The 21,138-nt window shown below is 61.4% G+C and carries 16 protein-coding genes; 4 read left to right on the top strand and 12 right to left on the bottom strand.

All coding sequences use genetic code 11. From position 1 onward, the window contains the following. Positions 1-382: 382 nt before the first annotated feature. Positions 383-1,018, bottom strand: a complete 636-nt coding sequence (locus tag ACYQ47_RS25130; RefSeq protein WP_459907446.1) for a DapH/DapD/GlmU-related protein — start codon at positions 1,016-1,018, stop codon at positions 383-385. Between the two features lie 518 nt (positions 1,019-1,536). On the opposite strand from ACYQ47_RS25130, the gene ACYQ47_RS25125 reads away from it, so the two are divergent. Further along, positions 1,537-2,001, top strand: a complete 465-nt coding sequence (locus tag ACYQ47_RS25125; RefSeq protein ID WP_244826037.1) for a hypothetical protein — start codon at positions 1,537-1,539, stop codon at positions 1,999-2,001. Between the two features lie 72 nt (positions 2,002-2,073). Here the strand turns inward: ACYQ47_RS25125 and ACYQ47_RS25120 are convergent, their stop codons facing one another. The 10 genes from ACYQ47_RS25120 to ACYQ47_RS25075 form a co-directional block, all read right to left on the bottom strand. After that, on the bottom strand, positions 2,074-3,399 hold the full coding sequence (locus ACYQ47_RS25120) for a WcaI family glycosyltransferase (RefSeq protein ID WP_459907444.1): 1,326 nt from the start codon (positions 3,397-3,399) through the stop codon (positions 2,074-2,076). A 156-nt stretch (positions 3,400-3,555) separates the two neighbouring features. Next, entirely contained in the window at positions 3,556-4,698 is a 1,143-nt protein-coding gene (locus ACYQ47_RS25115; protein ID WP_250465405.1) for a glycosyltransferase family 4 protein, read from the bottom strand. Positions 4,699-4,742: 44 nt separating this feature from the next. Beyond that, positions 4,743-5,696 carry a GDP-L-fucose synthase family protein gene (locus ACYQ47_RS25110; protein WP_244826040.1) on the bottom strand — a complete coding sequence of 318 codons (954 nt, stop codon included), beginning with the start codon at positions 5,694-5,696 and terminating at the stop codon, positions 4,743-4,745. A gap of 5 nt (positions 5,697-5,701) precedes the next feature. Then, positions 5,702-6,820 carry a GDP-mannose 4,6-dehydratase gene (gmd, locus tag ACYQ47_RS25105; RefSeq protein ID WP_244826041.1) on the bottom strand — a complete coding sequence of 373 codons (1,119 nt, stop codon included), beginning with the start codon at positions 6,818-6,820 and terminating at the stop codon, positions 5,702-5,704. A gap of 88 nt (positions 6,821-6,908) precedes the next feature. After that, positions 6,909-9,137, bottom strand: a complete 2,229-nt coding sequence (locus tag ACYQ47_RS25100; protein ID WP_250509400.1) for a polysaccharide biosynthesis tyrosine autokinase — start codon at positions 9,135-9,137, stop codon at positions 6,909-6,911. Between the two features lie 69 nt (positions 9,138-9,206). Then, complete coding sequence (locus ACYQ47_RS25095) at positions 9,207-10,367, bottom strand: polysaccharide biosynthesis/export family protein (RefSeq protein ID WP_244826045.1); 1,161 nt, start codon at positions 10,365-10,367, stop codon at positions 9,207-9,209. Between the two features lie 50 nt (positions 10,368-10,417). After that, the gene (locus tag ACYQ47_RS25090) at positions 10,418-11,797 is read right to left on the bottom strand and encodes an undecaprenyl-phosphate glucose phosphotransferase (RefSeq protein WP_250465406.1); all 1,380 of its coding nucleotides are present in this window, start codon (positions 11,795-11,797) and stop codon (positions 10,418-10,420) included. A 129-nt stretch (positions 11,798-11,926) separates the two neighbouring features. Next, entirely contained in the window at positions 11,927-13,456 is a 1,530-nt protein-coding gene (locus tag ACYQ47_RS25085) for a mannose-1-phosphate guanylyltransferase/mannose-6-phosphate isomerase (protein WP_244826048.1), read from the bottom strand. A 164-nt stretch (positions 13,457-13,620) separates the two neighbouring features. Further along, positions 13,621-14,634 carry a GlxA family transcriptional regulator gene (locus ACYQ47_RS25080; protein ID WP_244826049.1) on the bottom strand — a complete coding sequence of 338 codons (1,014 nt, stop codon included), beginning with the start codon at positions 14,632-14,634 and terminating at the stop codon, positions 13,621-13,623. A gap of 855 nt (positions 14,635-15,489) precedes the next feature. Further along, on the bottom strand, positions 15,490-15,780 hold the full coding sequence (locus ACYQ47_RS25075) for a hypothetical protein (RefSeq protein WP_459907441.1): 291 nt from the start codon (positions 15,778-15,780) through the stop codon (positions 15,490-15,492). Positions 15,781-15,876: 96 nt separating this feature from the next. Here ACYQ47_RS25075 and ACYQ47_RS25070 point away from each other — a divergent pair, with 96 nt between their 5' ends. Further along, entirely contained in the window at positions 15,877-18,072 is a 2,196-nt protein-coding gene (locus ACYQ47_RS25070; protein ID WP_459907439.1) for a hypothetical protein, read from the top strand. A gap of 169 nt (positions 18,073-18,241) precedes the next feature. After that, positions 18,242-18,694, top strand: coding sequence for a GDP-mannose mannosyl hydrolase (locus ACYQ47_RS25065; RefSeq protein WP_244826052.1), 453 nt, complete (start codon positions 18,242-18,244; stop codon positions 18,692-18,694). A 69-nt stretch (positions 18,695-18,763) separates the two neighbouring features. Here ACYQ47_RS25065 and galU read toward each other — a convergent pair whose 3' ends face one another. Further along, entirely contained in the window at positions 18,764-19,714 is a 951-nt protein-coding gene (gene galU, locus ACYQ47_RS25060; RefSeq protein ID WP_244826053.1) for a UTP--glucose-1-phosphate uridylyltransferase GalU, read from the bottom strand. 297 nt (positions 19,715-20,011) lie between these two features. On the opposite strand from galU, the gene ACYQ47_RS25055 reads away from it, so the two are divergent. Further along, positions 20,012-21,085, top strand: coding sequence for a GlxA family transcriptional regulator (locus tag ACYQ47_RS25055; RefSeq protein ID WP_309844155.1), 1,074 nt, complete (start codon positions 20,012-20,014; stop codon positions 21,083-21,085). Positions 21,086-21,138: the final 53 nt, after the last annotated feature.

The following is a 21,138-nucleotide window of genomic DNA, read 5'->3' as shown; positions in this document are numbered from 1 at the left end:
CCCGTGCTCCTTCTTACTCGTGCTTAAGCGGTGTGCCATGTTGCCGGCAATGCACCGCGCCCCTGACCCGTTGTCCAAACGCCGCATCCGGTTGCGAGTCGTCGCTCGTCTTGGCGACGCATCTTCTTGCCGGATTCGAACGATCCCGACGGCGCCCTGTACGCCATATACGCGCTATTCGCGCTTGTTCGCGTGTGCTGCCGCAGGGCTCCGCATGAGCTTGCAAGTCTCCTTCGCTGTCGGTTCACGAAAGCCCGCCGTGATACGCGGCATCGAATGCCCGCATCACGCCGCGCGCGCTTTGTCTCCGTGCCTCAGATGTCTTGTGCTTTCAAAAACGACCGGGCCGCGTCGATCACGAAGCGCGCGACCGTGATAAAACTCATGCAGGGAAGCGTTTTTTGATGAAGCGCACTGGGTTGCCGCCATACACGCCTTCCGCATCGAGCGAACGATGTACGACGGAAAGCGGTGTGACGACTGCCGAGCGCCCGATGGTCACGCCCATCTGCACCACGCATTTCGAAGTGATCCAGACGCCGTCTTCGATCACGATCGGTGCGACCTGCAAGTCCATGTTGCCGCCCACGTCGTGCGAGCCGGTAGTGAGAAACGCGCCCTGCGAGATGCAGACGTTGGAGCCGATGCAAATCGTGGTCTGGTTGTAGATCCAGGCATCGACACCGAACCAGCAGTTGTCGCCGACCTCGAGATTCCACGGCGCCTTCACGCGAATGGGATGCGGCATGCGGCAGTTGTTGCCGATACGCGCGCCGAATGCGCGTAGAAGCGCCACGCGCACAAACGAGACCGGAATGAGCTTGTTATTGATGAAGCATGCTTCGATTAAGAACCACACGAGCTCGGTCAGAAAGCCGCGCTTCGCAACGAAATTGCCGGGACCCGCGAGCGACAGGTCGATGACCTTGCCCGACGCCGTCGCGCGCCGTGTGGCAGTCTCGCCAGCGTTGCCATTTCTGGCCGCGCCGATGCCACGCTCTTCGATCGCTCTGTCCATTAGGAACCCCCGCCCCAGTCACTCCGCTTCACTACTCGCCCAGCTGCCCGCATACTGCCGATTCATTGCTGTGCAGCGCTTGTCGCACGGTGCCTGTCATCGAGCGCGCTTTTGTTTTCTGGCGACTCGTGTTTGGCCTTGTCCTTAGGTACGCTTCAAGGCGTACTCGTCTTACCTTTTCTGATACGCATGATCGCTCGAGATGCCTTGCATGCCGCCCGCCCGTTGCCAGGGAAAGCATGCCTATGCAGCGCGGCTCAGGCGCATACGGTAGGTTGATTATCGGCGAAGGGTGCACGAGCCCGCGTGCGCTAATACACGAATGGCCGCATCTGCAGGGCTTTTGGCGGTAGTGATCGGTTCCGCGCCATATCCTGTTTTCATGTCCGATTTATTCGTTGCAAGCGTTGTATCCGGGTTCACCGAATCGATGCAGGAAGCGCACCGAATGAGGTCTTGCGACCAGACAATCACCTGCCGACTTGCGGAAACTTCGCACTACCGTTTTGGAGATTTCGATGAAAAACGCGCTACGTGTAGTGCTTTTACCGCTCATCGCCGCGACCGCGTTCGCCGCGGCGCCCTTTGCACATGCAGGCAATTTCGCCGATGCCGCCATGAGCAACGGTCAGGCCGCGGGCGGCGCGGGTGAGATGGACTTGCTAGGAAGTCCATCGACGTATTCGGACCCGTATGGCGCGCCGACCAACGGCAAAGGTGGTAAGCGCGGACCCATCACGAACGGGCAGACCACTGAGGGCATCTCGCCCACCGACAAGTTGCTGGCCCAGCAGAACGGCTATGTCGGCAATCCCGGTGCCGGTGCGCAGTTGCGGGCAACGGGTCGAAGAAACGATGCAGCCACCGCCAAGGCCATGTTGATGCCGCAAGGCGCGGCGGCCACGCTCTATCCCACGCCGGCGGGACTCAAGCCTCCGGCCAATGCCGCGCGCGCCAGAGACATCTACAAGTCGCCCTACTAAAAACACAAGGGTTCGTCTTCGATGAAAGACGAACCCTTGCAAGTCACGTGAAACAGCCGGCGCGATGCTCTGCTATTCGATCTTCTCGACGACAGGCGCACGCTCGATAAACATATCCGTCTCCGCCGGCCGCGCAGCCGCTTCCTTGATCCGCACCGGCGCCGCATGCGGAACCGGCTTGCCGATGAGCGATATCAAGCGGTCTTCGAGGCGTGCAAACACGGAAGCCGGCGACAGACGTTCTTGTGCGAAGAGCCGTCCTTGCTCGCCATGCGAAGCCCGCAACTCCGGGTCGCCGATCAGCATTTCTATCGCATCGGTCAGGTCCTTCGCGCTCTCCGGCTTGATCACGACACCACGTCCATTGACGGCTTCGTAGAGTTCCGTGCCGCCATGCGCCATGGCAATCACGGCGCGTGAACTGGCGAACATGCCGGTGAGCTTCGAAGGCATCACCAGATCGGCGACATCGCCGCGTTGCGGAAGCACGTGGACATCGGCGAGATTGAGCAGTTCGTTCAGACGCTCAACCGGCTGAAGGCACATGAAGCGCGTGTTCTTGAGACCTGCGCAACGCTTCTGCAATTCCGCCTTGGTCGCGCCGTTACCGCAAAACACGAAGACGATGTCATCGCGCGATGCGAGTGCGGCGGCGGCATCGGCCAATACTTCGAGGCCTTGCTTCGCGCCCATGTTGCCCGAATAGAGCACCACGCCCGTATGTTCTCCGATCCCGAGTTCACGACGAAACTCGCTCGGACGATCGAGCGGAAAGATCGCGCCGGTATCGACCCAGTTGGGCAGATGGAACACGCGCGTCAGCTCCACGCCCTTCCTCACCGCGCGATCGACCATCTTGTCGGAAATCGACGAGACCACGTCGAAGTGCTTCATCAGCCAGCGTTCGAAGCCGAGCGCCATGCGGCTGGCGCGCGCGTTCTTGAGCAGGCCGAGATCGAAGGCGGCATCGACCTCGAAATCCTGGATATGCAGCCATGAACGCGCGCCGGTCAGACGTGCCAACGCAAGTGCGCCAGGCGCGTTGGCGAGGCTCGGTGCAATGCTCATTACGATATGCGGACGCCACGCCACGTGCGCCGCGAGCGCGGGCATGGACGCCAGCGCGAACGACGCAAGATGCAACATGCGCTTTGCGCCGCTAGGCTTCTTGGGCACCCATAGCGGCGCGCGCCATACACGCACGCCCTTGCGCGACTCGATACGATGAAGCCAGCTTCGATACCCCTCGCCGACCTTCCACTCCGGGTAGTATGGCGGCGCGCAGACGACGCGCACTTCGTGGCCGCCCGCGGCCAGTGCTTCTGCCATCTCTGCCGTGTACTTGCCGGTTCCCGTCAGCTCGGGCGCGTAATTCAGCCCGTAGATCAGTATTCTCATTTGGTCCCTCGCCCGACTAACGCGCCTTTCGCTCCGAACGGCTTTCGCGTCCGGCAAGGCGCCAGCTACCAGGCGCGCAGGACCGCGCGTCTGGCAGCGTCTCTTCACTACCTGTGTGCGTCTTCCTCCATCTACCGTCCCGCTTTTGCCACCCGCTTAGTTGGTCAGCAAGAGCGCGCAGCCTCGCGCGATATTGGCAGCCGCCGTGGGCGGATCGAAGCGCTGAATCACATCGGTGCAACGGCTCGCCGTGCCCGCCGTATCGGCGAACGCTTCCAGCGACTTGAGCATCGTGCGATGCAAGGCCGCCACATCGCCCGCAGGGAAGGAGTAACCCGATACCCCTTCCACCACGAGTTCCGGCACGCAGCCGCAGCTTTCGCTGACGATGACCGGACAACCATGACTCAATGCTTCGTTCGTGACAAGACCCCACGGTTCACGCCGGCTCGGCAACACCATGCACGTCGCGCTGAAATACTCGCGCGACAGCGGCGCGTCTTGCAGGCTGCCGAGAAACTGCACGGATTCCTCGAGACCAGCCTCTTTCACTTGTTGCTTCAACGCGTCGCCGAGCGGGCCCGTACCCACGATACGCAGCTGGGCATCCGGCACGCTCTTCTTGAGCGTACTGAACGCTTCGACCAGCGTATCGATGCCCTTCTCGGCGGACAGACGTCCGACATAGAGGAACACCGGCTTGTTGCCTTGCCGATGTAGAAGCCTGTCATCACCCACCGTCTTCGGTGAAAACGAACGCGGCAGCGCGGCAGCCTGACAAGGGATGAAAATGTTCTCCTGCTTCGCACCGAGCGACATCAGATACTCGCGGCTGCGCGTACCGAAAGCGAAGTAACCATCGCACAGCGCGAAGAACACGCGCTTCGGAATGGAGGTCAACATGCGGCGCGGATTGTCACGTGCAGTCGAATCGCAGAACACGGCGCGGCGCTTTCCGGTGAGGATGCACGCGGCCATCATCGCCCAATATTCCGGACGGTGATACCCCGGCAAAACCACGAGATCGGACTTCGCCTTGAGCACTTCCCAAGTGAGACGCATGGTCATGCGCCAGGTCGGCACGTCTTCATAGCAGCCGCTGTATAGCTTTCTCATCGGGTAGCGGTGGAACGAATAGTCGACATCGGAAAAGCCGATGCGATCGTGCTCCGTATCCGCGATCTGCACCATCGAATAACGAATAGAGCCGGACCCCGAGATGTTATGCAACGCGGACAAAACTTCGCCTTTATGCCGCGACCACACGACGTTATGAAAAATGGTCACTGATGCTGACATTTCTTTTGCGTCCTTTGGAAAGGATTCGATATGTTCGCGGCTGGCTATGCGGCGACCGGCGTTTGCATCGATTCGTCACGCGAGAGGAAGTCCCCGTACGTCGCGCGGATGCCTTCTTCCAGTGCGATCGACGCCTTCCATCCCATGCCTTCGAGCTTTGAAACATCGAGCAGCTTGCGCGGCGTGCCGTCGGGCTTGCTGGCATCGAACTCGAGTTGACCGTCGAAGCCGACCACTCGACAAATCGTATGCGCGAGTTCGCGGATGGTCAGGTCTTCACCTGTCCCGACGTTGAATACGCCTTCGCTGATGTCGCTTTCCATGAGGAAGGTCGCGGCATCGGCGAGATCGTCGACATGCAGGAACTCGCGACGCGGCGTGCCCGATCCCCAGACCGGCAATGTCGCATCCCCTCGTTGCTTCGCTTCGTGCGCCTTGCGAATCAGCGCGGGCAGCACGTGACTGCTCTTCAGGTCGTAGTTGTCGTTCGGGCCGTAGAGATTCGTCGGCATGACCGAGACGAACTTCGTGCCGTACTGACGGTTGTACGCCTCGCACATCTTGAGGCCCGCGATCTTCGCAATCGCATAGGCTTCGTTGGTCGGCTCAAGCGCCGATTGCAGGAGATATTCTTCCTTGATCGGCTGCGGGCAGGCCTTCGGGTAGATGCACGACGAACCGAAGAACACGAGCTTGCTCACGTTCCAGCGACAGGCCGCGTGAATCACGTTGGTCTGGATCGCTAGGTTCTCGTAGATGAACGAGGCGGGCATCGTCGAATTCGCGAGGATGCCCCCTACGCGCGCCGCCGCGAGAAACACCACGTCGATATGCTCTTCCTCGAAGAACAGGTTCACCGCGCCCTGGTCGGTGAGATCGAGATGCGCCTTCGTGCGCGTCACGATGTTGCGGTAGCCGGCCTTGTTGAGCCGGCGCACCAGCGCCGAGCCCACCATGCCGCGATGTCCCGCCACGAAAATGCGTGCGTGCTTGTCCATGCGCTTTACTCGTGATGTTCCAGGGCCTTGAAACCGGCGAGCGTGACGAGTGCGTCGCGTCGGGCAATCTGATAGTCCGCGCGCACCATTTCCTTGACGAGCGTCTGGAAGGTGGTCTGCGGACGCCAGCCGAGCTTGGCATGCGCCTTCGACGGATCGCCGAGCAGCGTTTCCACTTCGGTCGGACGGAAGTAGCGCGGATCGACACGCACGATCACCTGACCCGGCTTCAGCTTCGTCTCGCGGCCCTCCACTCGATCGACGATACCCACTTCATCCACGCCCTCGCCTTCGAAGCGCACGTGTACGCCGAGTTCGGCCGCTGCCTGTTGCACGAATTCACGCACGCTGTATTGCACGCCCGTTGCAATCACGAAGTCTTCCGGCTGCTCTTGCTGCAGCATCATCCATTGCATCTCGACGTAGTCGCGCGCATGGCCCCAGTCGCGCAGCGCGGACATGTTGCCGAGGTACAGATCGTCCTGCATGCCGACCGCGATACGCGCGATGGCGCGCGTGATCTTGCGCGTGACGAAAGTCTCGCCGCGCACCGGCGATTCGTGGTTGAACAGAATGCCGTTGCATGCATACATGCCATACGCTTCGCGGTAGTTCACCGTGATCCAGTAGGCGTAGAGCTTCGCGACCGCATAGGGGCTGCGCGGATAGAACGGCGTGGTTTCGCGCTGGGGAATTTCCTGCACGAGACCATAGAGTTCGGAGGTCGATGCCTGATAGAAACGCGTCTTCTTTTCGAGGCCGAGAATGCGGATGGCTTCGAGAATACGCAGCGCCCCGAGACCGTCGGCGTTGGCCGTGTATTCCGGTTCCTCGAACGACACTGCAACGTGGCTTTGTGCCGCGAGGTTATAGATTTCGTCGGGCATCACGCGCTGGATGATACGCACGAGGCTCGTCGAATCGGTAAGGTCGCCGTGATGCAGAAACAGACGCTGGTCCGGATCGTGCGGATCACGATACAGGTGATCGATGCGGTCAGTGTTGAAAAGCGAACTACGGCGCTTGATGCCGTGCACCTCATAGCCTTTTTCGAGCAGCAATTCGGCCAGGTACGACCCGTCTTGCCCCGTGATGCCCGTGATCAAAGCGACTTTGCGGTCCATGCTTAACCTCTCGTATGCGGTCTGAGTGTTGGCGCGCCCATGCACATGGTGCGCGCCGGTCATTGTTCTTACAGGCGGCGTCCGGTTTTTATTCTGCGATGCTTTCGTAGCCGTAATAGCCAGCGTAGGTGCTGCCCATCAACATCTTCGATTGCGGTACATCCGTGAGCAGTACGCCCTTCATGTTCACGCCGCCGTGATGCAGGCGCTTCATCGTTTCCCCGATTTCCTGCACCTGATTCTTGCCATGCCGCACGACGAGAAGACTCGTGCCCGCATGCTTGCCGATCACCGTTGCGTCGGTCACCGCCAGCACCGGCGGGGTATCGACGATCACGAGGTCATACAGTTGCTTCAAATGCTCGAGCACTTCGCCCAGGCGATCGCTTGCCAGCAGTTCCGACGGATGCGAAGGCAGCGAGCCCTTGGTGATGAGGTCCACGCCCGGCAGGACATCGTGCAGGATCGCGCTCGTCACGTCCGCGCCCATCAGCACATCCGACAGACCCGGCGAATGACGCACGCCGAAATGCGAGTGAATGTCGCCACGGCGCATGTCGCCGTCGATCAGAAGCACGCGCTTTCTCGTCGATGCAACCAGCGTCGCCAGATTCACCGAAAGGAACGACTTGCCCGCTTCAGGACGCGAACCGGTGAGCATCACCACGTTGTTGCGCGCATCGGCCAGTTGCAGGTTGAGCGACGTGCGCAGGCCGCGAATGCCTTCGACAGCGGCATCTTCCGGCGCTTGCGCGGCAAGCACGTGCAGTCCTTCGCGGCGCATGCCCACCTTGCGTTGCAGACGCAGTTGCTGGGTGCTGCGCGGCACGATGGCGAACACACGCACGCCAAGTTGCTTTTCGATCTCTTCCGGACGTTCGACACCGCCGTACAGGGACTTGCGCACGAAGGCGATCAGAATGCCGAGCACGAGGCCGATACCGGCTGCGATCAGGATCACGATCACGCGCTTCGGACGGACAGGATCATCCGGCGCTTGCGCATAGTCGACCACGCGCACGTTGCCGATCTGCCCGGCCTTCGCAATGCGCAGTTGCTGCGCGCTGTTCAGGAGGTTCGTGTAGAGCTCGGTGTTGACACGCACGTCACGCAGATAACGCAGCGCGGTCTGCTCGGTATCCGGCAGCGTCGAGACGTTCTTGCCGAGACGCGTTTGCGCGCCGGTGAGCGATGCGATCTGCGCATCGAGCGCCTGTACCGACGGATGGTTGGCCGTAAAGCGCAGCGACAGTTCGGCGCGTTGCTGTTGCAGGTCCGTGAGCTTGGTCTTGTTATCGACGATCTGTTGCAGCAGCAGGCGGCTTTCCTCGGAAAGGTCGACCGTGCCTTGCTTGTTGCGGAACGTGTTGTACTTCTGCTCGGCTTCGTCCAGTTGCTTCTTCAGAATGGGCAACTGCTGATCGAGGAACGACAGCGTGTTCTCGGCTTCGGCGGAACGCTTGTTGGCGTCCTGCGCGACGTAGCGATTAGCGATGTTGTTGACGATCTGCGCGATTTCCTTCGGGTTGCCGCCTTCGAGGCTCAAACCGATGATGCCCGATTGCAGCGCCGTTTCCGCCACCGTCAGACGCTTCTGGAGATTGTCGATGGTCGTGAGCGTCGAGAAGCGTTGCAGTTCGAACTGCACGCCTGCCGGGCTTTCGAGCTTGTCCACCTTGAGCTTGACCGGACCGAACGCGGTCACGCCTGCGGCTTCCTGACCGACCTTGCCCGTGAGAATGGAAACGCCGTCCGGATCGTTCAGCACGTAGGTGCCGTTTTCTCCGGCGACCAGCGTGAACTTCTTTTCGTAGAGTTCCTTCGGCGTGTCGAAGAGCGGCACGTCGATCTGTTCATTGCCCCACGCAAAGCGCGAGAGGTAGCCCGAGGGAATGGGCATGTTGAACATGTTGAACACGCTGCCAACCAAACCGCCCACGAAGGGCATGGTGTGCGGAAGCGCGCTGATGTCGAGGTGCAGACGGCGCACCGTGTCGTCGACGACGAGGCGCGAGCGCAGCAGTTCGATCTGCGCGGCCGTGGTCGACTTCGCGTCGAACATCTGCGAGACGGCCTGCAATGCGTTGGGGTTCGCTTGAGCGTTGCCCGCGTTATTCGACTCTTCCACCTGGATCAGCGCGTCGGCCTTGTAGGTCGGCGGCGCGATGAAAGCGTACGCGGCACCCAGTGCGACCACCGCGAGCATCACGGTCATCACGAGCTTCCAGTTGCCCAGTACAGCGGCCAGGTAGTCGGATAATCGCAACTCGTCGCCGGTCGAGACGTCCGAGTATCGTGTATCAAAGTTCATGGCCATGGTCTCGCTCGCTCTTTCTTTAAGTCGCACAAGGTGGACCGGCGCGCCCCTGCGCACCGGTCTTGAGGCTTACTTTGTAATCACGGCCGCGGTCAGGCCTGCATTGATCGCCGGCAGCAACAGGTTAAGCACGCGGCTGAAACGGACGAGTCCGTTGTTATCCACGTAGACGACATCCTTCGGTTGCAATTCGAAACTGTTCGCAAGCAGCATGGACACAGGCGAACGCGCGTCCAGCTTGTAGACTTCAGGCGTATCGGTCTGGCCATTGCGGATCACATACAGCTCCTTCGGATCCGAAGTCTCGGCGTTGAAGCTGCCGGCTTGCGAGATCGCGTCGGACAAGGTCAGCTTGCCGTTGCGCATCGGGATCACGGTGGCGGGCTTGGTCACTTCGCCCATCACGTAGACGCCGTTCTCGTCGCGCGAATCGATACGCAGCGCATCGCCCGGCTTGAGCATGATGTCCGACGGGCTGCGGCCCTTCGAGGTCATGCTGGCCATGTTGATGTGATACGTGACGCCATCGCGGATCAGCGTGACGCGGCTCTGGTCCGCCGTCGTCGCGAAACCGCCCGCGCGTCCGATCGCCTCGGTCAACGTCATCGGAATGTCGTTGATCTGTTGCGAGCCTGGCGTACGCACGTCGCCGTCGATATACACCTGCGAAGCGCGGAACGAAGCCACGCGCACCGTCACCTGCGGCTTCACGAAAACCTTCGACAACTCCGAGTACAGCTCGCGCTGCACTTGCGATTCCGTCTTGCCCGCGACGTGCAGCGTGCGGTTCACATACGGGAACTGCAAGTTGCCGTCGGCATCGACGATAAAGCCGGGAGCGGCATCCGCGATACGCGTCTGCTGGGCCGGTTGGCCGAGCGCGGCCACGAGTTCCGGGTGATCCCATACCGTGATCTGCAGCACGTCGCCCACGCCGAGCTTGTACGGCGTCGCCTTGCCATAGAGGCTCGCGTTCGGATCGTCGGTGGCCGACGGTTGCGCGGCCTTCAACTTGCGCACGAGCGAGAGATCGATCGGCGTGATCGGAATGTTGACCGTGGTTGCCGGGTCGCCCTGGTCCGTCGAAGTCTCGACGAGAGCCGCGGGCTTCTCCATCTTCATACCCGGTGCGAGACCGCAGCCTGCCATCACGACGCAAAGCGTGGCTGCCGCCGCAAGGCTGCTGAGCCGGAAGCCCGACGACTTCGACATTTGGATATTGGCGGCCATGGAGATGCTGCCTGGTTGTTGTTGGTTGTGCATGTAGGTCGTCCCCTGCATCAGTAAGCGTTGGTGTGGCGTAGTCCCTTGAAGATCGTAGCGGCGATGATTCTCATATCGAGTCCGAACGACCAATTACCGAGGTAGTACAAGTCATGAGCGACGCGTCCTTCCATTTTTTCGATGCGGTCGGTTTCCCCGCGAAAGCCGTTGACCTGGGCCCAGCCGGTGATGCCCGGCTTGATCCGGTAACGATGGATGTACCCCGACACGACCTTTTGATAAAGGTCGTCATGTTCGAGTGCGTGCGGACGCGGGCCCACGACCGACATGTCGCCGCGCAGAACGTTGAAGAACTGCGGCAGCTCATCGAGGCTGGTACGGCGCAGGAACGCTCCGACACGAGTCACGCGCGGATCATTGCGCGTGGCCTGACGAAGCACTCCGGCCTGTTCCGTGTGCATGCGCATCGAACGGAACTTGTAGATGTTGAAGACGCGGCCATCCGCGCCTTTACGGCGTTGCGTGAAGAGCACCGGACCGCGCGAAGACAGCTTCACGGCGATGGCGCAGGCAATCAGCAAGGGAGCGACGGCGATGATCGCGGCAAGCGCGAAGGCGCGGTCGAAGAGTTCTTTCTGCAGAAGCGCGCTGGGCGACAACGGCGAGGCGACGAGATTGATGGCGGGTTCGCCGAGCAGATCCGTCACACCGCTTTCGAAGAGCGCGAGGCTGCGCACGTCGGGAATGAAACGCACGTTGACGAGGTCGTTGCGGAACTCGTTCACGAAACGAAGGATGGTGCGTTCTTCCGAGAGCGGCAAGGCGAGCCAGACTTCATGCACGTTCTGGGTACGCACGTAGTCGACGAACGCGTCGAAGTCTTCGTACACCGGAACGCGCGTGTTGAGACGGCCCTGACCGGGCGTTGCGTTGAACGCGGCGCTGGCGCGAAAGCCGGCGTCGGTCGTGCGGTCGATCTTTCTAACGATGGAATCGCAATGCTTGCCGCAACCGACGATCGCCACCTGGTGCAGGTTGAGACCGGCGTTGCGTACATTGGCGAGGACCGCATGGGTGAGCAGACGGCCGGCGATCAGAAGCGCGCCGGACATCGCGGTCCAGTAGGCGAACCAGAGGCGCGAGACGTAGTCGAGGCGATGCAGCGAGAACATCAGCGCAAGTGCGCAGCCCTGCACGACGAGCCAGCCCAGTGAGACCTGGCACGCGAGCATGAGCTTGCTACGGCCGCGCCACGATTCGTACACGCCGAAGCCGGGAAACAGCGCGAGCGAGAAAGCCGCCGCAAAGGCGACGAACGCCACCGAATAGGCGTGTGCCTCTATGTACTCGAACCGGATCTGCGACGCCACAGCGGCGCCGCCGACGATCATGGCCACGTCAAAAAGACGCGCCAGCAATCCTTGTAAATCGCGCATGTCATTCCCCCGAACGCAATCGCTTGTTGCCTGACACCACCTGCCTCTTTTGTCCTCCCTTCGCGTAACGGTCTTTATGTCGTTGGTTACCGCTGCAAAGAAGACTGCCTTGTTCGTATGCGCCGTCGATCAGCTGCGGCCATACGTATCGTCGAAGCGCACGATGTCGTCTTCGCCGAGATAACTGCCGGACTGCACTTCGATCATTTCGAGCGGTACCTTGCCCGGGTTTTCCAGACGGTGACGCACGCCGAGCGGAATGAAGGTCGATTCGTTTTCCGAGAGCAGGAACTGCTCTTCGCCACGCGTGACGAGTGCCGTGCCGCTCACGACGATCCAGTGCTCCGCGCGATGGTGATGCATCTGCAACGAGAGCTGCGCGCCCGGCGTCACGACGATGCGCTTCACCTGGAACCGCTCGCCATGTTCGATGGAGTCGTAGAAGCCCCACGGACGGCGCACCTTGCGGTGAGTGTCGGCTTCCGGCGCATGCTGCTCGCGGATACGCGCGACGAGACCCTTGATGTCCTGCACGCGGGAACGGTCGGCCACGAGCACGGCGTCATCCGTTTCCACGACGATGATGTTGGTCGTGCCGACGCAGGCCACGAGACGGCCGCCCTCGGAGCGCGCGTAGCTCGAGGTCGCGCCTTCGAACACCACGCGGCCGCTTGCCACGTTGCCCGAGTCGTCCTTGTCCATCGCGTCCCACACGGCGTCCCACGAACCGAGATCCGACCAGCCCGCGACGAGCGGCACCACCACGCCTTCGCACGGCGCGCTCGGCGTGCCGATGTGTTCCATGACCGCGTAGTCGATCGAATCGGACGGCGCGCGGCCGAATTGCGCGGCCTGCGGACGGATGAACTTGCCGTCGTCCTTTCCTTCCGAAATCGCGGCGCAGCAGGCCGAGTGCATGTCGATGTTGAGCTTCTCGAGCGCGGCGAGCCAGACACTGGCGCGCACGACGAAGATGCCGCTGTTCCACCAGTACGTGCCCGCGGCGACGTATTGCGCGGCGAGTTCGGCGGCGGGCTTTTCGACGAAGCGGTCGATCTGATGCGCGCCGTCTTCGAGCGCCTGACCGATACGGATATAACCGAAGCCCGTATCCGGGCGCGTCGGCGGAATACCGAGCGTGGCGATCACGCCGCGCTCAGCGTGTTCGGCGGCAATCGCGATTGCGCGATGCAGCGCCGGCAAATCGGCGATGGAGTGATCGGCGGGCATCGCCACCATGATCGCGTCCTGACCGCCCTTCACGGCTTGCAGCGCGGCGAGCGTGAGCGCGGGCGCCGTGTCGCGGCGTGCCGGTTCGACGATGATGCGTGCGTTCACGCCGCTTTCGCGGGTCTGCTCTTCCGTCGTGAAGCGATGCTCTTCACCGCACACGATGATCGGATCGGCTTCGACCTTGAAGTTGCCGGAGAAGCCCTTGAGGCGTCCGACCGTGGCTTGCAAAAGCGAATCGCGGCCAACGATGCCGATCAGTTGCTTCGGGAATTGCTCGCGGGACATCGGCCACAGGCGCGTGCCCGAGCCGCCGGCGAGAATGACGGGCACCAGGCGCCGGCATGCCTCGGCCGTCGTGGCCGAAGACGCTTCTGCGTTCGCTGCGTTCACCGTCACTTCGCTTTCCGTGCGTGCATCATTGCTCATATCAGGACTCCTGCCTGCAAGTTCGAACGCGCAGCATCTGCCGCCCGAGAATGATTGAGTCCCGGACCAATCTGGTCCGGCCAAATGTTCGACGCTAAACGCCATCCTTGTCCGCTACCCCACAGAAGGCGGGGTCTGTCGAACCGGCGTCCAGTCCGCGTGGATCAACCGTTAGCTTCGCGCCGGCTCTGCATCCGATATTCGGTCGGAGAGATCAGAAGGCGCTTGCGAAAAATCTTGGCGAGGCGGTCGCCGTTGCCCATGCCGCTTCTGCGCGCGATCTTGTCCACCGGCAGTTCCGAGTCGGTGAGCAGCGCGCAGGTCACGGCGAGGCGTGCCTGCAACAGATAATCGGAAGGCGTGATGCCCATCTCGATCTTGAAGCGGCGCAGAAAGTTGCGTTCGCTCATCGCGGCGACCTGAGCCGCATCGACGACGGAGATCGGCCGCTCGCAGTTGTCCTGGAGCCAGCGCGCCGCCGCGCGAATCTTGTCGCCCGCGGATGCCGCGCCGCTGTCGCCCAGGATGGACACGAGCTTGGCGGCGGACCCCGGCATCAGGCGTTCGGCCACGTTGCGCGAGATGTCCAGCCCGAGGTCGCGCTTGACAAGCAGGAGCGCGCCCTTCATCGATTCGTAGCGATCGCCGCCATCGGCGGACGGTTCGTCGCGCACGAGGTGGATCATGCTGTTGCCGTAGCGCGCCTGCGGGTCGTTGAGGCCCGGATGCACGCTGCCGATACCCGCGGCTTCCAGCACCTTGCGGCCTTCGGAGATCGCCTTGACGACGGTGGTCTTCGAATTCACGCGGCGCACCCATTCGATGATGCGGTCGTCGCGGGCCGCTTCATCCGCGCCGCGACCGCCGGCCACGAAGAGCGCATCGAAACCGCCGTAGTGACGAGCATCGAGACCGTCGGTCCAGACGCGCACCGACGACGAGCACGCGACGTTGCCGCCCTCCACCGAGAGAAAGCGCACGTCGTACTTGCAGTCGGCCTTCGCTTTCACCGACGACAGTTCGTTCGCCATGTGAAAAACTTCCGCGACGATTCCCGCGCCGAGGAGCGAAAATCCGTCGAACAGCAAAATCGCGATGCGTTTCACCTCGGTCTGAGACGGTCTCGTCGCGGGCGGCATCCAACCCATCACTGCGGGTTCGAGAGTGGCGTAAGGCATGGTCATCCTCTGCTGCTTTTTTGTTCCAGGAGTACGGCTTGCGTTCTCGGCCATTGCATTGCATCAAGGACTTTCCCGAACTGCGCCGGGTTGTCGTGACCGATGGGAACGAGAGGTTGGCGGAATCGATCCGTTGGTGTGAATAATAAGCAGACAAAGTTTTTTGTGGTGCGGATTTTCGCTCTTAAACCACAAAATCTGTTCGGTTGTGAGGGTGACCGCACATTGATATCTATCCCCAAATTCTTTTAGCGCAATCGTCCAAAGACTGATGAAACAAATACCGCGATTCATCATACAAACTTTATGCAAAGCGCCGGCTTGAAAAGAATTCGCGTATCGTAGAAACCGCTTTAGAAACTCCCGCCAAGCCCTAGCGTACGGCCCTGTGCGGCTCACAGACGATTGCGCCCTCGTCGGGAAAGCGTCGAAACTGATTCATCCGTGCAACATCGCATGCTTGGCGACTGTTCAGACGTTTCATCGGAATCGGAAATTTTTGGTTAATCCTCGATCCGGCGCCTATTCTCCAATTGATTAATTAGCTGTCTCGAATTAGATAAGTTTTGGAACGCTAATAATATTTCCTGGATTATATGAGCGCGCCAATTCGGATTATCAAAAACGCTTTGGACGCGGGAATCAAAAGCCGAATTTAATTAACTTTTGAAAGATTTCCTAAGACCTATCCTGCTGCATTGCAAGGCCGCGTTTCGCCGCAAACCACCGTGCACGTTAGACGTGCGCAGCGTGCTTATCCGCCAATGATTAGTCATTTGCGGCGGTTTCTGTTCTGAGCCCCTTTTTTGAATGACCGATTGAAAGAATCTGTAATCTGCAATGCCTGATTCACAATTAATGGGCGTAATCGCGTATTTGACTGATCAGCGAATTCTTCGCACCGGGTCCCGCGCCGGCGGTCAACTTTTCCGCGCCGGCCGGGACCTTCGTTACGATTTGGAACGCCTTGGGTGTTTCACTCCTGATAAGCGCGCGGTCGTGCTCGAAGATCGGTCTTTTCGACACGATGAAGCTGCTATCGCACGCCGGTGGCCTGTATTCATCGGACGAAGCGGGCTTGCACGTGCGCGCGCGCACGCAGCGGATGAAGAAGTGGACGGCATCATCGCTTGCGAGCGGCACCACGCGCGCGCGAGAAACGTTTCAGTTTCGTAGCATCGGCGGCGCTTGGCGTCACGGCTTGCTCCTCATATCTCCCATACGGCCAAGGTCACGCGAACGATGAACGGACCACTCGCACCTCGCTTCACCGCCCTTCGCGTTGGCTGCCTCGCGTTTGCGCTCGCCTTCCTTGCGTCGATGACCGGCTGCGACGACGCCACGTCCGAGGAAGCGGCGCCTGCCGCCAGCGCGGTGATCATCGACGGCGCCGCGTGGATTTCCTGCGCCGCCGAATACGGCGTCTGCACATTCGAAGGCGCCACGCGCGTGCTGTACGGCACGCCCGCGCAACACGCGATCAAGACCTTCACGGGCAGCGCACGCTGCGACAACAGCGCCTTCGACGACCCCGCTCCCGGCGTCGAAAAACATTGCTGGTATGCGAGCACGACCAAGACGGCAGCGCCCCGCGCGCAGTCCGCCGCGGCCGAACAACAAACCGCTCTTGCCGATACCCCGCCGCTTCGCTGCAGCGCGCCGACACCGCCCGTAACGGCGTCAGTGAGCGGCGATAAGCTCGAAGCGGACACGCCCGGCAGCGACGGCACGCGCATGTTCGCGCTGAAGACGCCGGTGCGCGTGGCCATCACCACGCGCGCCAAGGGCGCCGATACCGTCACATGGCAGATCCGCGACGCATGGAACACGGTCAAGGCGAGCGGCCAGTTTGCCGTCGATGCGCGCCCCGCGACTACTACGATCGTCTGCACGTCGGAGGCGGCGGGTTACTTCGCGGTGAGCGCATCGCTCAAGTCGGGTAAGAGCGCGTTGCCAACGCGCGGCACGCGGCCCACCGGCATCGCCACGTTCGGTGTGCTGCCGGTGGTGGCTCCGGCGCTGCCGCCCGTGGCGTTCGAGCATCCGGATCAGCATCGCTTCGGCGGACAAGGCGCGGCGTATCTCAAGCCGGGTCAAAGCTGCTGTTCCGGCGACGGTTATCGTCCGCTCTATCCCGAGCTAGGTCTCACCTGGGTCAACGACAACCGCAACTGGTACATGACCGAGGAAAAAGGCCCGAACACCTTCAACGCGGCTGCGGACAACCTCGCGCCCTACTTCAAGCCGGGCGATCTGCTGCGCCTCATCCAGCTCGATGGCATTCCCGCATGGGCGAGCCCCACGCACGAGCGCACGCACAGCTACGCGCCTTCCTCGCTCGATGCATACAGCGCCTACATGAAACGTGTCGGCGTGGAATCGAATGCGGTGAGAAAGCGCTGGTTCCCGCAGCAAGCGCACAACTACTACCAGGTCACTTGGGAACCGGACTACGAAGGCGGTCTGCCCTGGCGCGACACGGACGCCAATCTCGTCGCGATGTACAAGGCCACCGCCGAGGCCATTCACGCGGGCGACCCCAACGCCGTCGTAATGGGCCTGACGCTGTCGAATCTGGCTTCAAACACGACGTGGCTCAAGCGTCTGGCGCCGCTTGGCATCGGCAAGTATCTGGATGGCGTGAGCGCGCATGGTTATTACGACGTGGGCACGTCGCCGTCGCACCCGCCGGAACGTTTCGATGCCGACGCTTCCACCGTATCGAAAGCGATGCCCGCCGCGATGCGCGAGCTGCGCCGCACGATGACCGAAGTCGTGAAGCCGGGCGCAAAGCTCTTCGTCACCGAGACAGGTATCAGCTACGACCTGAACACGAAGTACGGCCCGGCGACGCCGAACTGGAACGTGCTCTATGCACAAGGCGCGGTGACGGCGCGCGCGCATCTGATATTGCTTGGCGAAGGCGCGGACGTGAGCTTCGTGTTCTATTCCGCCGATCCGCCCGAGGTGGGCTATGGCGTGTTCTTCGATCTCGTGAATGCGCAAGGCGGCTACGGGCAGACGCAGATCAGCCCGAAGCCCGCCGCGATGGCCGTGGCCGCCATGACGCGTCTTATCGACGGCACGACCACACTCGGCTATGTGAACGGCACGCCCAAAGGCGTCTATGCCTACGCGTTCCAGCGGCTGAACGGCGGCAAGGTGGTCACCGCGCTCTGGACCCATAGCAATGCGGTATGGCCGGGACCGAAGGGCTTCGATGCGTCGCATGGAGCGAACTACAGCCTCATCGTCGATGCGCCCGCGAAGTCCGGCACGGTGACGGTATTCGACATGATGGGCAATGCATCGGCCATGAAGTACAGCGACGGACGCCTGCCGCTCGTGCTGACCGAGGCGCCCATATACGTCGTCTCCGATAACGCCGATGCCATGCGCGCCAACGTCACGAAGCCCGCCGGATACACGGGTCAATGAGCCCTTGGCGAGCGAAAAAACGCGTGGCACACGTGGACGATCTTTCGGCGCTTTTCGCCAGTGTCGTGCATGCCTGTCGCGAGAATTCGCGCGCTACACTGAACGCGCGCCGTGCATATCGCGCGAGCAGCATCCATAACGATTAAAAGCAAAGACCAATGGAGCAGCAATGCTGAACGTGGACGATTTCATGACGGTGGTCCGGCTCACGCCGCTCATTTCGATCGACCTGATCGTGACCGACGGCAACCGCCGGGTTCTGGTCGGTCATCGCCGCAATCGACCCGCACAGGGCACGTGGTTCGTGCCGGGCGGGCGCGTGGACAAGGACGAATCGCTCGATGCCGCGTTCAAGCGCGTCGTCAGTAACGAACTGGGCGTGGCGAGCGTCGAGCGTTCGTCCTCGCGCTTTTATGGCGTGTTCGAGCATCGCTACGACGATAACTTCGCCGGCGAGCCCGGCTTCGGCACGCACTACATCGTGCTTGCCTACGCGATGAACCTGAGCGGCACGGTGCCCATCGGCCGCTTCGATCAGCACAGCGATTATCGATGGCTGCTGCCCGATGAACTGCTCGCACGCGAAGACGTGCACGAGAACACGAAGGCTTACTTCCGCTAAGCCGTGCAGCAAAAAAAAACGGCGCGCATCGCTGCGCGCCGTTCTCATCGAACCGAAACAGATGATGCTTCAGGCGATGACCGTGGAGTCTTCGCTCGTGTCGTCGACATCCACATCGGTGCGGACTTCTTCTGCTTGCGCCGCTTCCAGCTTGCCGAAATGCGCGTTCAGGTAGGCGGCGAATTCATCGCGCACTTCCGGATGACGCAGGGCGAATTCGACCGTCGCCTTCAGATAGCCGAGCTTGCTGCCACAGTCGAAACGCTTGCCGTGATAGCGATACGCGAGCACCTGTTCCTGTTCGAGCAACGCGGCAATGGCGTCCGTCAGTTGAATCTCGCCGCCTGCGCCCGGCTTCTGCTGACGCAGGAAGTCGAACACGCGCGGCATCAGCACATAGCGGCCGACCACGCCGAAGTTCGAAGGCGCAAGCGCCGGTTCCGGCTTTTCGACCACGCGCGAGAGCTTGAAGAGACCGTCGTCCCAGGGCTTGCCCTCGATCACGCCATACGAGCGCGAATCCTTGCGGTCGATCTCCTCGACGCCGATCACCGACGAATGATAGTGGTCGAACACATCGACCATTTGCGAGAGCACGGGCGGCTTGCCGTCGAGCAGGTCGTCCGCGAGCACGACCGCGAACGGTTCGCCGCCGACGAGCTTTTCCGCGCACAACACGGCGTGACCGAGACCGAGCGCTTCGGCCTGACGCACGTACATGCAGGTGACATGGCTCGGCAAGATGCCGCGCACGAGTTCGAGCAGCTTGTCCTTGCCGCGCGCTTCGAGTTCGGCTTCGACTTCATAGGACTTGTCGAAGTGGTCTTCGATTGCGCGCTTGCTGCGCCCGGTCACGAAGATCATCTCCGTGATGCCAGCGGCCATCGCTTCTTCGACCGCGTACTGAATCAGCGGCTTGTCCACGACGGGCAGCATTTCCTTCGGACTCGCCTTCGTTGCGGGCAGGAAGCGCGTGCCGAGACCGGCTACTGGGAATACCGCCTTGCGTACCTTGAGCATCGGCTCACCTCGGTTGTCGGTTGCACGAGGCGTTGCGACGCGTCTTGGAGCGTTCGCGGCCGCCTCTTGTTGTGGGATATGTAGTGGAATCAATCGCCCGATTTCATCAGACGACATGAGTGATGCCAGCTTATCGTCCGAATATCGAAATCATCTGCCAACAGTTCGCCATTATCCGACGATGGCAACGGCGTTTGCTGCCTGCCGCGTATAGTGCCACGCATATAGCTTGGTTTTCCCTCTGCTTTTCGCTCCACCAGGGAGATTACGACACAGGGGATGAACAGGAGAAAGTCGATGGTATATGCCAACGGTATGGGCCGGCTGCAGGTCGTGCGCTCGCCCGAAACCGACGCGCCGCCCGCCGATGTGGCCAGCATGGCGAAGCGAATCGGCATTCTGATCTTCGAGGACTTCTCGCTCGTCGAAGTCAGTTCTATTTCCGAAGTCTTTTCGCTTGCCAACCAGGTTCGCCTGCCTGCTCATGCGGGCTCGAACGCTGCGGCGCCGAACTATTCGCTGATGTTCGTGTCCAGTGAAGGCGGGAGCGTGGCGAGCAGCTGTTCCATGCGCATCTGGAGCGAAAGCCTCGAAAACCGCTGGATGAACGAGTGCGATGCCCTTTTCATCGCGGGCGGCGAAGGCGCGCGGCACGCGCGGCACGACGTCATGTTGCGCAAACGCCTTGGGCGTATCGCACCGAAGATCCCGTTCATCAAGGCTATCGGCGAAGGCGCGCACATTCTGGCGGCGGCGAATCTCACGCTGCAGAACCGTTCGCTCGATTTCGGCGATGAACCCGCGCAGGACGCGTTGTCCTCGGCCTTGTCGCCTGCGTTGTCGAACGCACTTTTCATCGCGGAACAAACGCTTACGCTGGACGATCCTAAAGGCCCGATCGCGGCGGCGTTGTCCATCATCAAGCGCGATCACGGCGCGGCGGTAGCGCGCGAAGTGTCGGAGCGCACGCTGCCGGGCGCGTGGCATAAGCTGGCAACCGTGCTGGAAGACACCGACAGCGGCGGCGTGCGCCAGAAGATCGACGCAGCCGCGCGCTGGATGCGCGAGAACTACGTGAAGCCGATTTCGATCACCGATGCGGCGCGCGTCGCGGCCATGAGCGAACGCAACTTCCTGCGCCGCTTCAAGGCGCAAATCGGGCTCACGCCTTCTGAGTATCTCTTGCGCGCGCGACTGGACGCGAGTTGCATGCTTCTTGCGGGAACGGATTTACCGGTGGACAAGATTGCGCGCCGATGCGGCGCGGGCAGTGGCGACGGCCTCGCGAAGATCTTTCGCAAGCGGCTGTCTATCTCGCCGACGGAATACCGCATGGCGGGACGGCGCAAGCAAGCGGCCGACACGACATAGACTTTATGGCGACATAAGCTTAAACAGCGCATGGACCGATGCGCGCCAGGACG

It is taken from the genome of Caballeronia sp. HLA56 (assembly GCF_054655155.1).
This window is presented reverse-complemented; position numbering and strand designations above follow the sequence as displayed.

Coding starts and splice junctions, on each gene's coding strand:
- ACYQ47_RS25090 (WP_250465406.1), bottom strand. CDS start 11,797: ATGCGCGATTTACAAGGATTGCTGGCGCGTCTTTTTGACGTGGCCATG.
- ACYQ47_RS25055 (WP_309844155.1), top strand. CDS start 20,012: ATGGTATATGCCAACGGTATGGGCCGGCTGCAGGTCGTGCGCTCGCCC.
- ACYQ47_RS25115 (WP_250465405.1), bottom strand. CDS start 4,698: ATGTCAGCATCAGTGACCATTTTTCATAACGTCGTGTGGTCGCGGCAT.
- ACYQ47_RS25100 (WP_250509400.1), bottom strand. CDS start 9,137: ATGGCCATGAACTTTGATACACGATACTCGGACGTCTCGACCGGCGAC.
- ACYQ47_RS25065 (WP_244826052.1), top strand. CDS start 18,242: ATGCTGAACGTGGACGATTTCATGACGGTGGTCCGGCTCACGCCGCTC.
- galU (WP_244826053.1), bottom strand. CDS start 19,714: ATGCTCAAGGTACGCAAGGCGGTATTCCCAGTAGCCGGTCTCGGCACG.
- gmd (WP_244826041.1), bottom strand. CDS start 6,820: ATGGACCGCAAAGTCGCTTTGATCACGGGCATCACGGGGCAAGACGGG.
- ACYQ47_RS25125 (WP_244826037.1), top strand. CDS start 1,537: ATGAAAAACGCGCTACGTGTAGTGCTTTTACCGCTCATCGCCGCGACC.
- ACYQ47_RS25110 (WP_244826040.1), bottom strand. CDS start 5,696: ATGGACAAGCACGCACGCATTTTCGTGGCGGGACATCGCGGCATGGTG.
- ACYQ47_RS25080 (WP_244826049.1), bottom strand. CDS start 14,634: ATGCCTTACGCCACTCTCGAACCCGCAGTGATGGGTTGGATGCCGCCC.
- ACYQ47_RS25120 (WP_459907444.1), bottom strand. CDS start 3,399: ATGAGAATACTGATCTACGGGCTGAATTACGCGCCCGAGCTGACGGGA.
- ACYQ47_RS25070 (WP_459907439.1), top strand. CDS start 15,877: ATGAACGGACCACTCGCACCTCGCTTCACCGCCCTTCGCGTTGGCTGC.
- ACYQ47_RS25130 (WP_459907446.1), bottom strand. CDS start 1,018: ATGGACAGAGCGATCGAAGAGCGTGGCATCGGCGCGGCCAGAAATGGC.
- ACYQ47_RS25095 (WP_244826045.1), bottom strand. CDS start 10,367: ATGGCCGCCAATATCCAAATGTCGAAGTCGTCGGGCTTCCGGCTCAGC.
- ACYQ47_RS25085 (WP_244826048.1), bottom strand. CDS start 13,456: ATGAGCAATGATGCACGCACGGAAAGCGAAGTGACGGTGAACGCAGCG.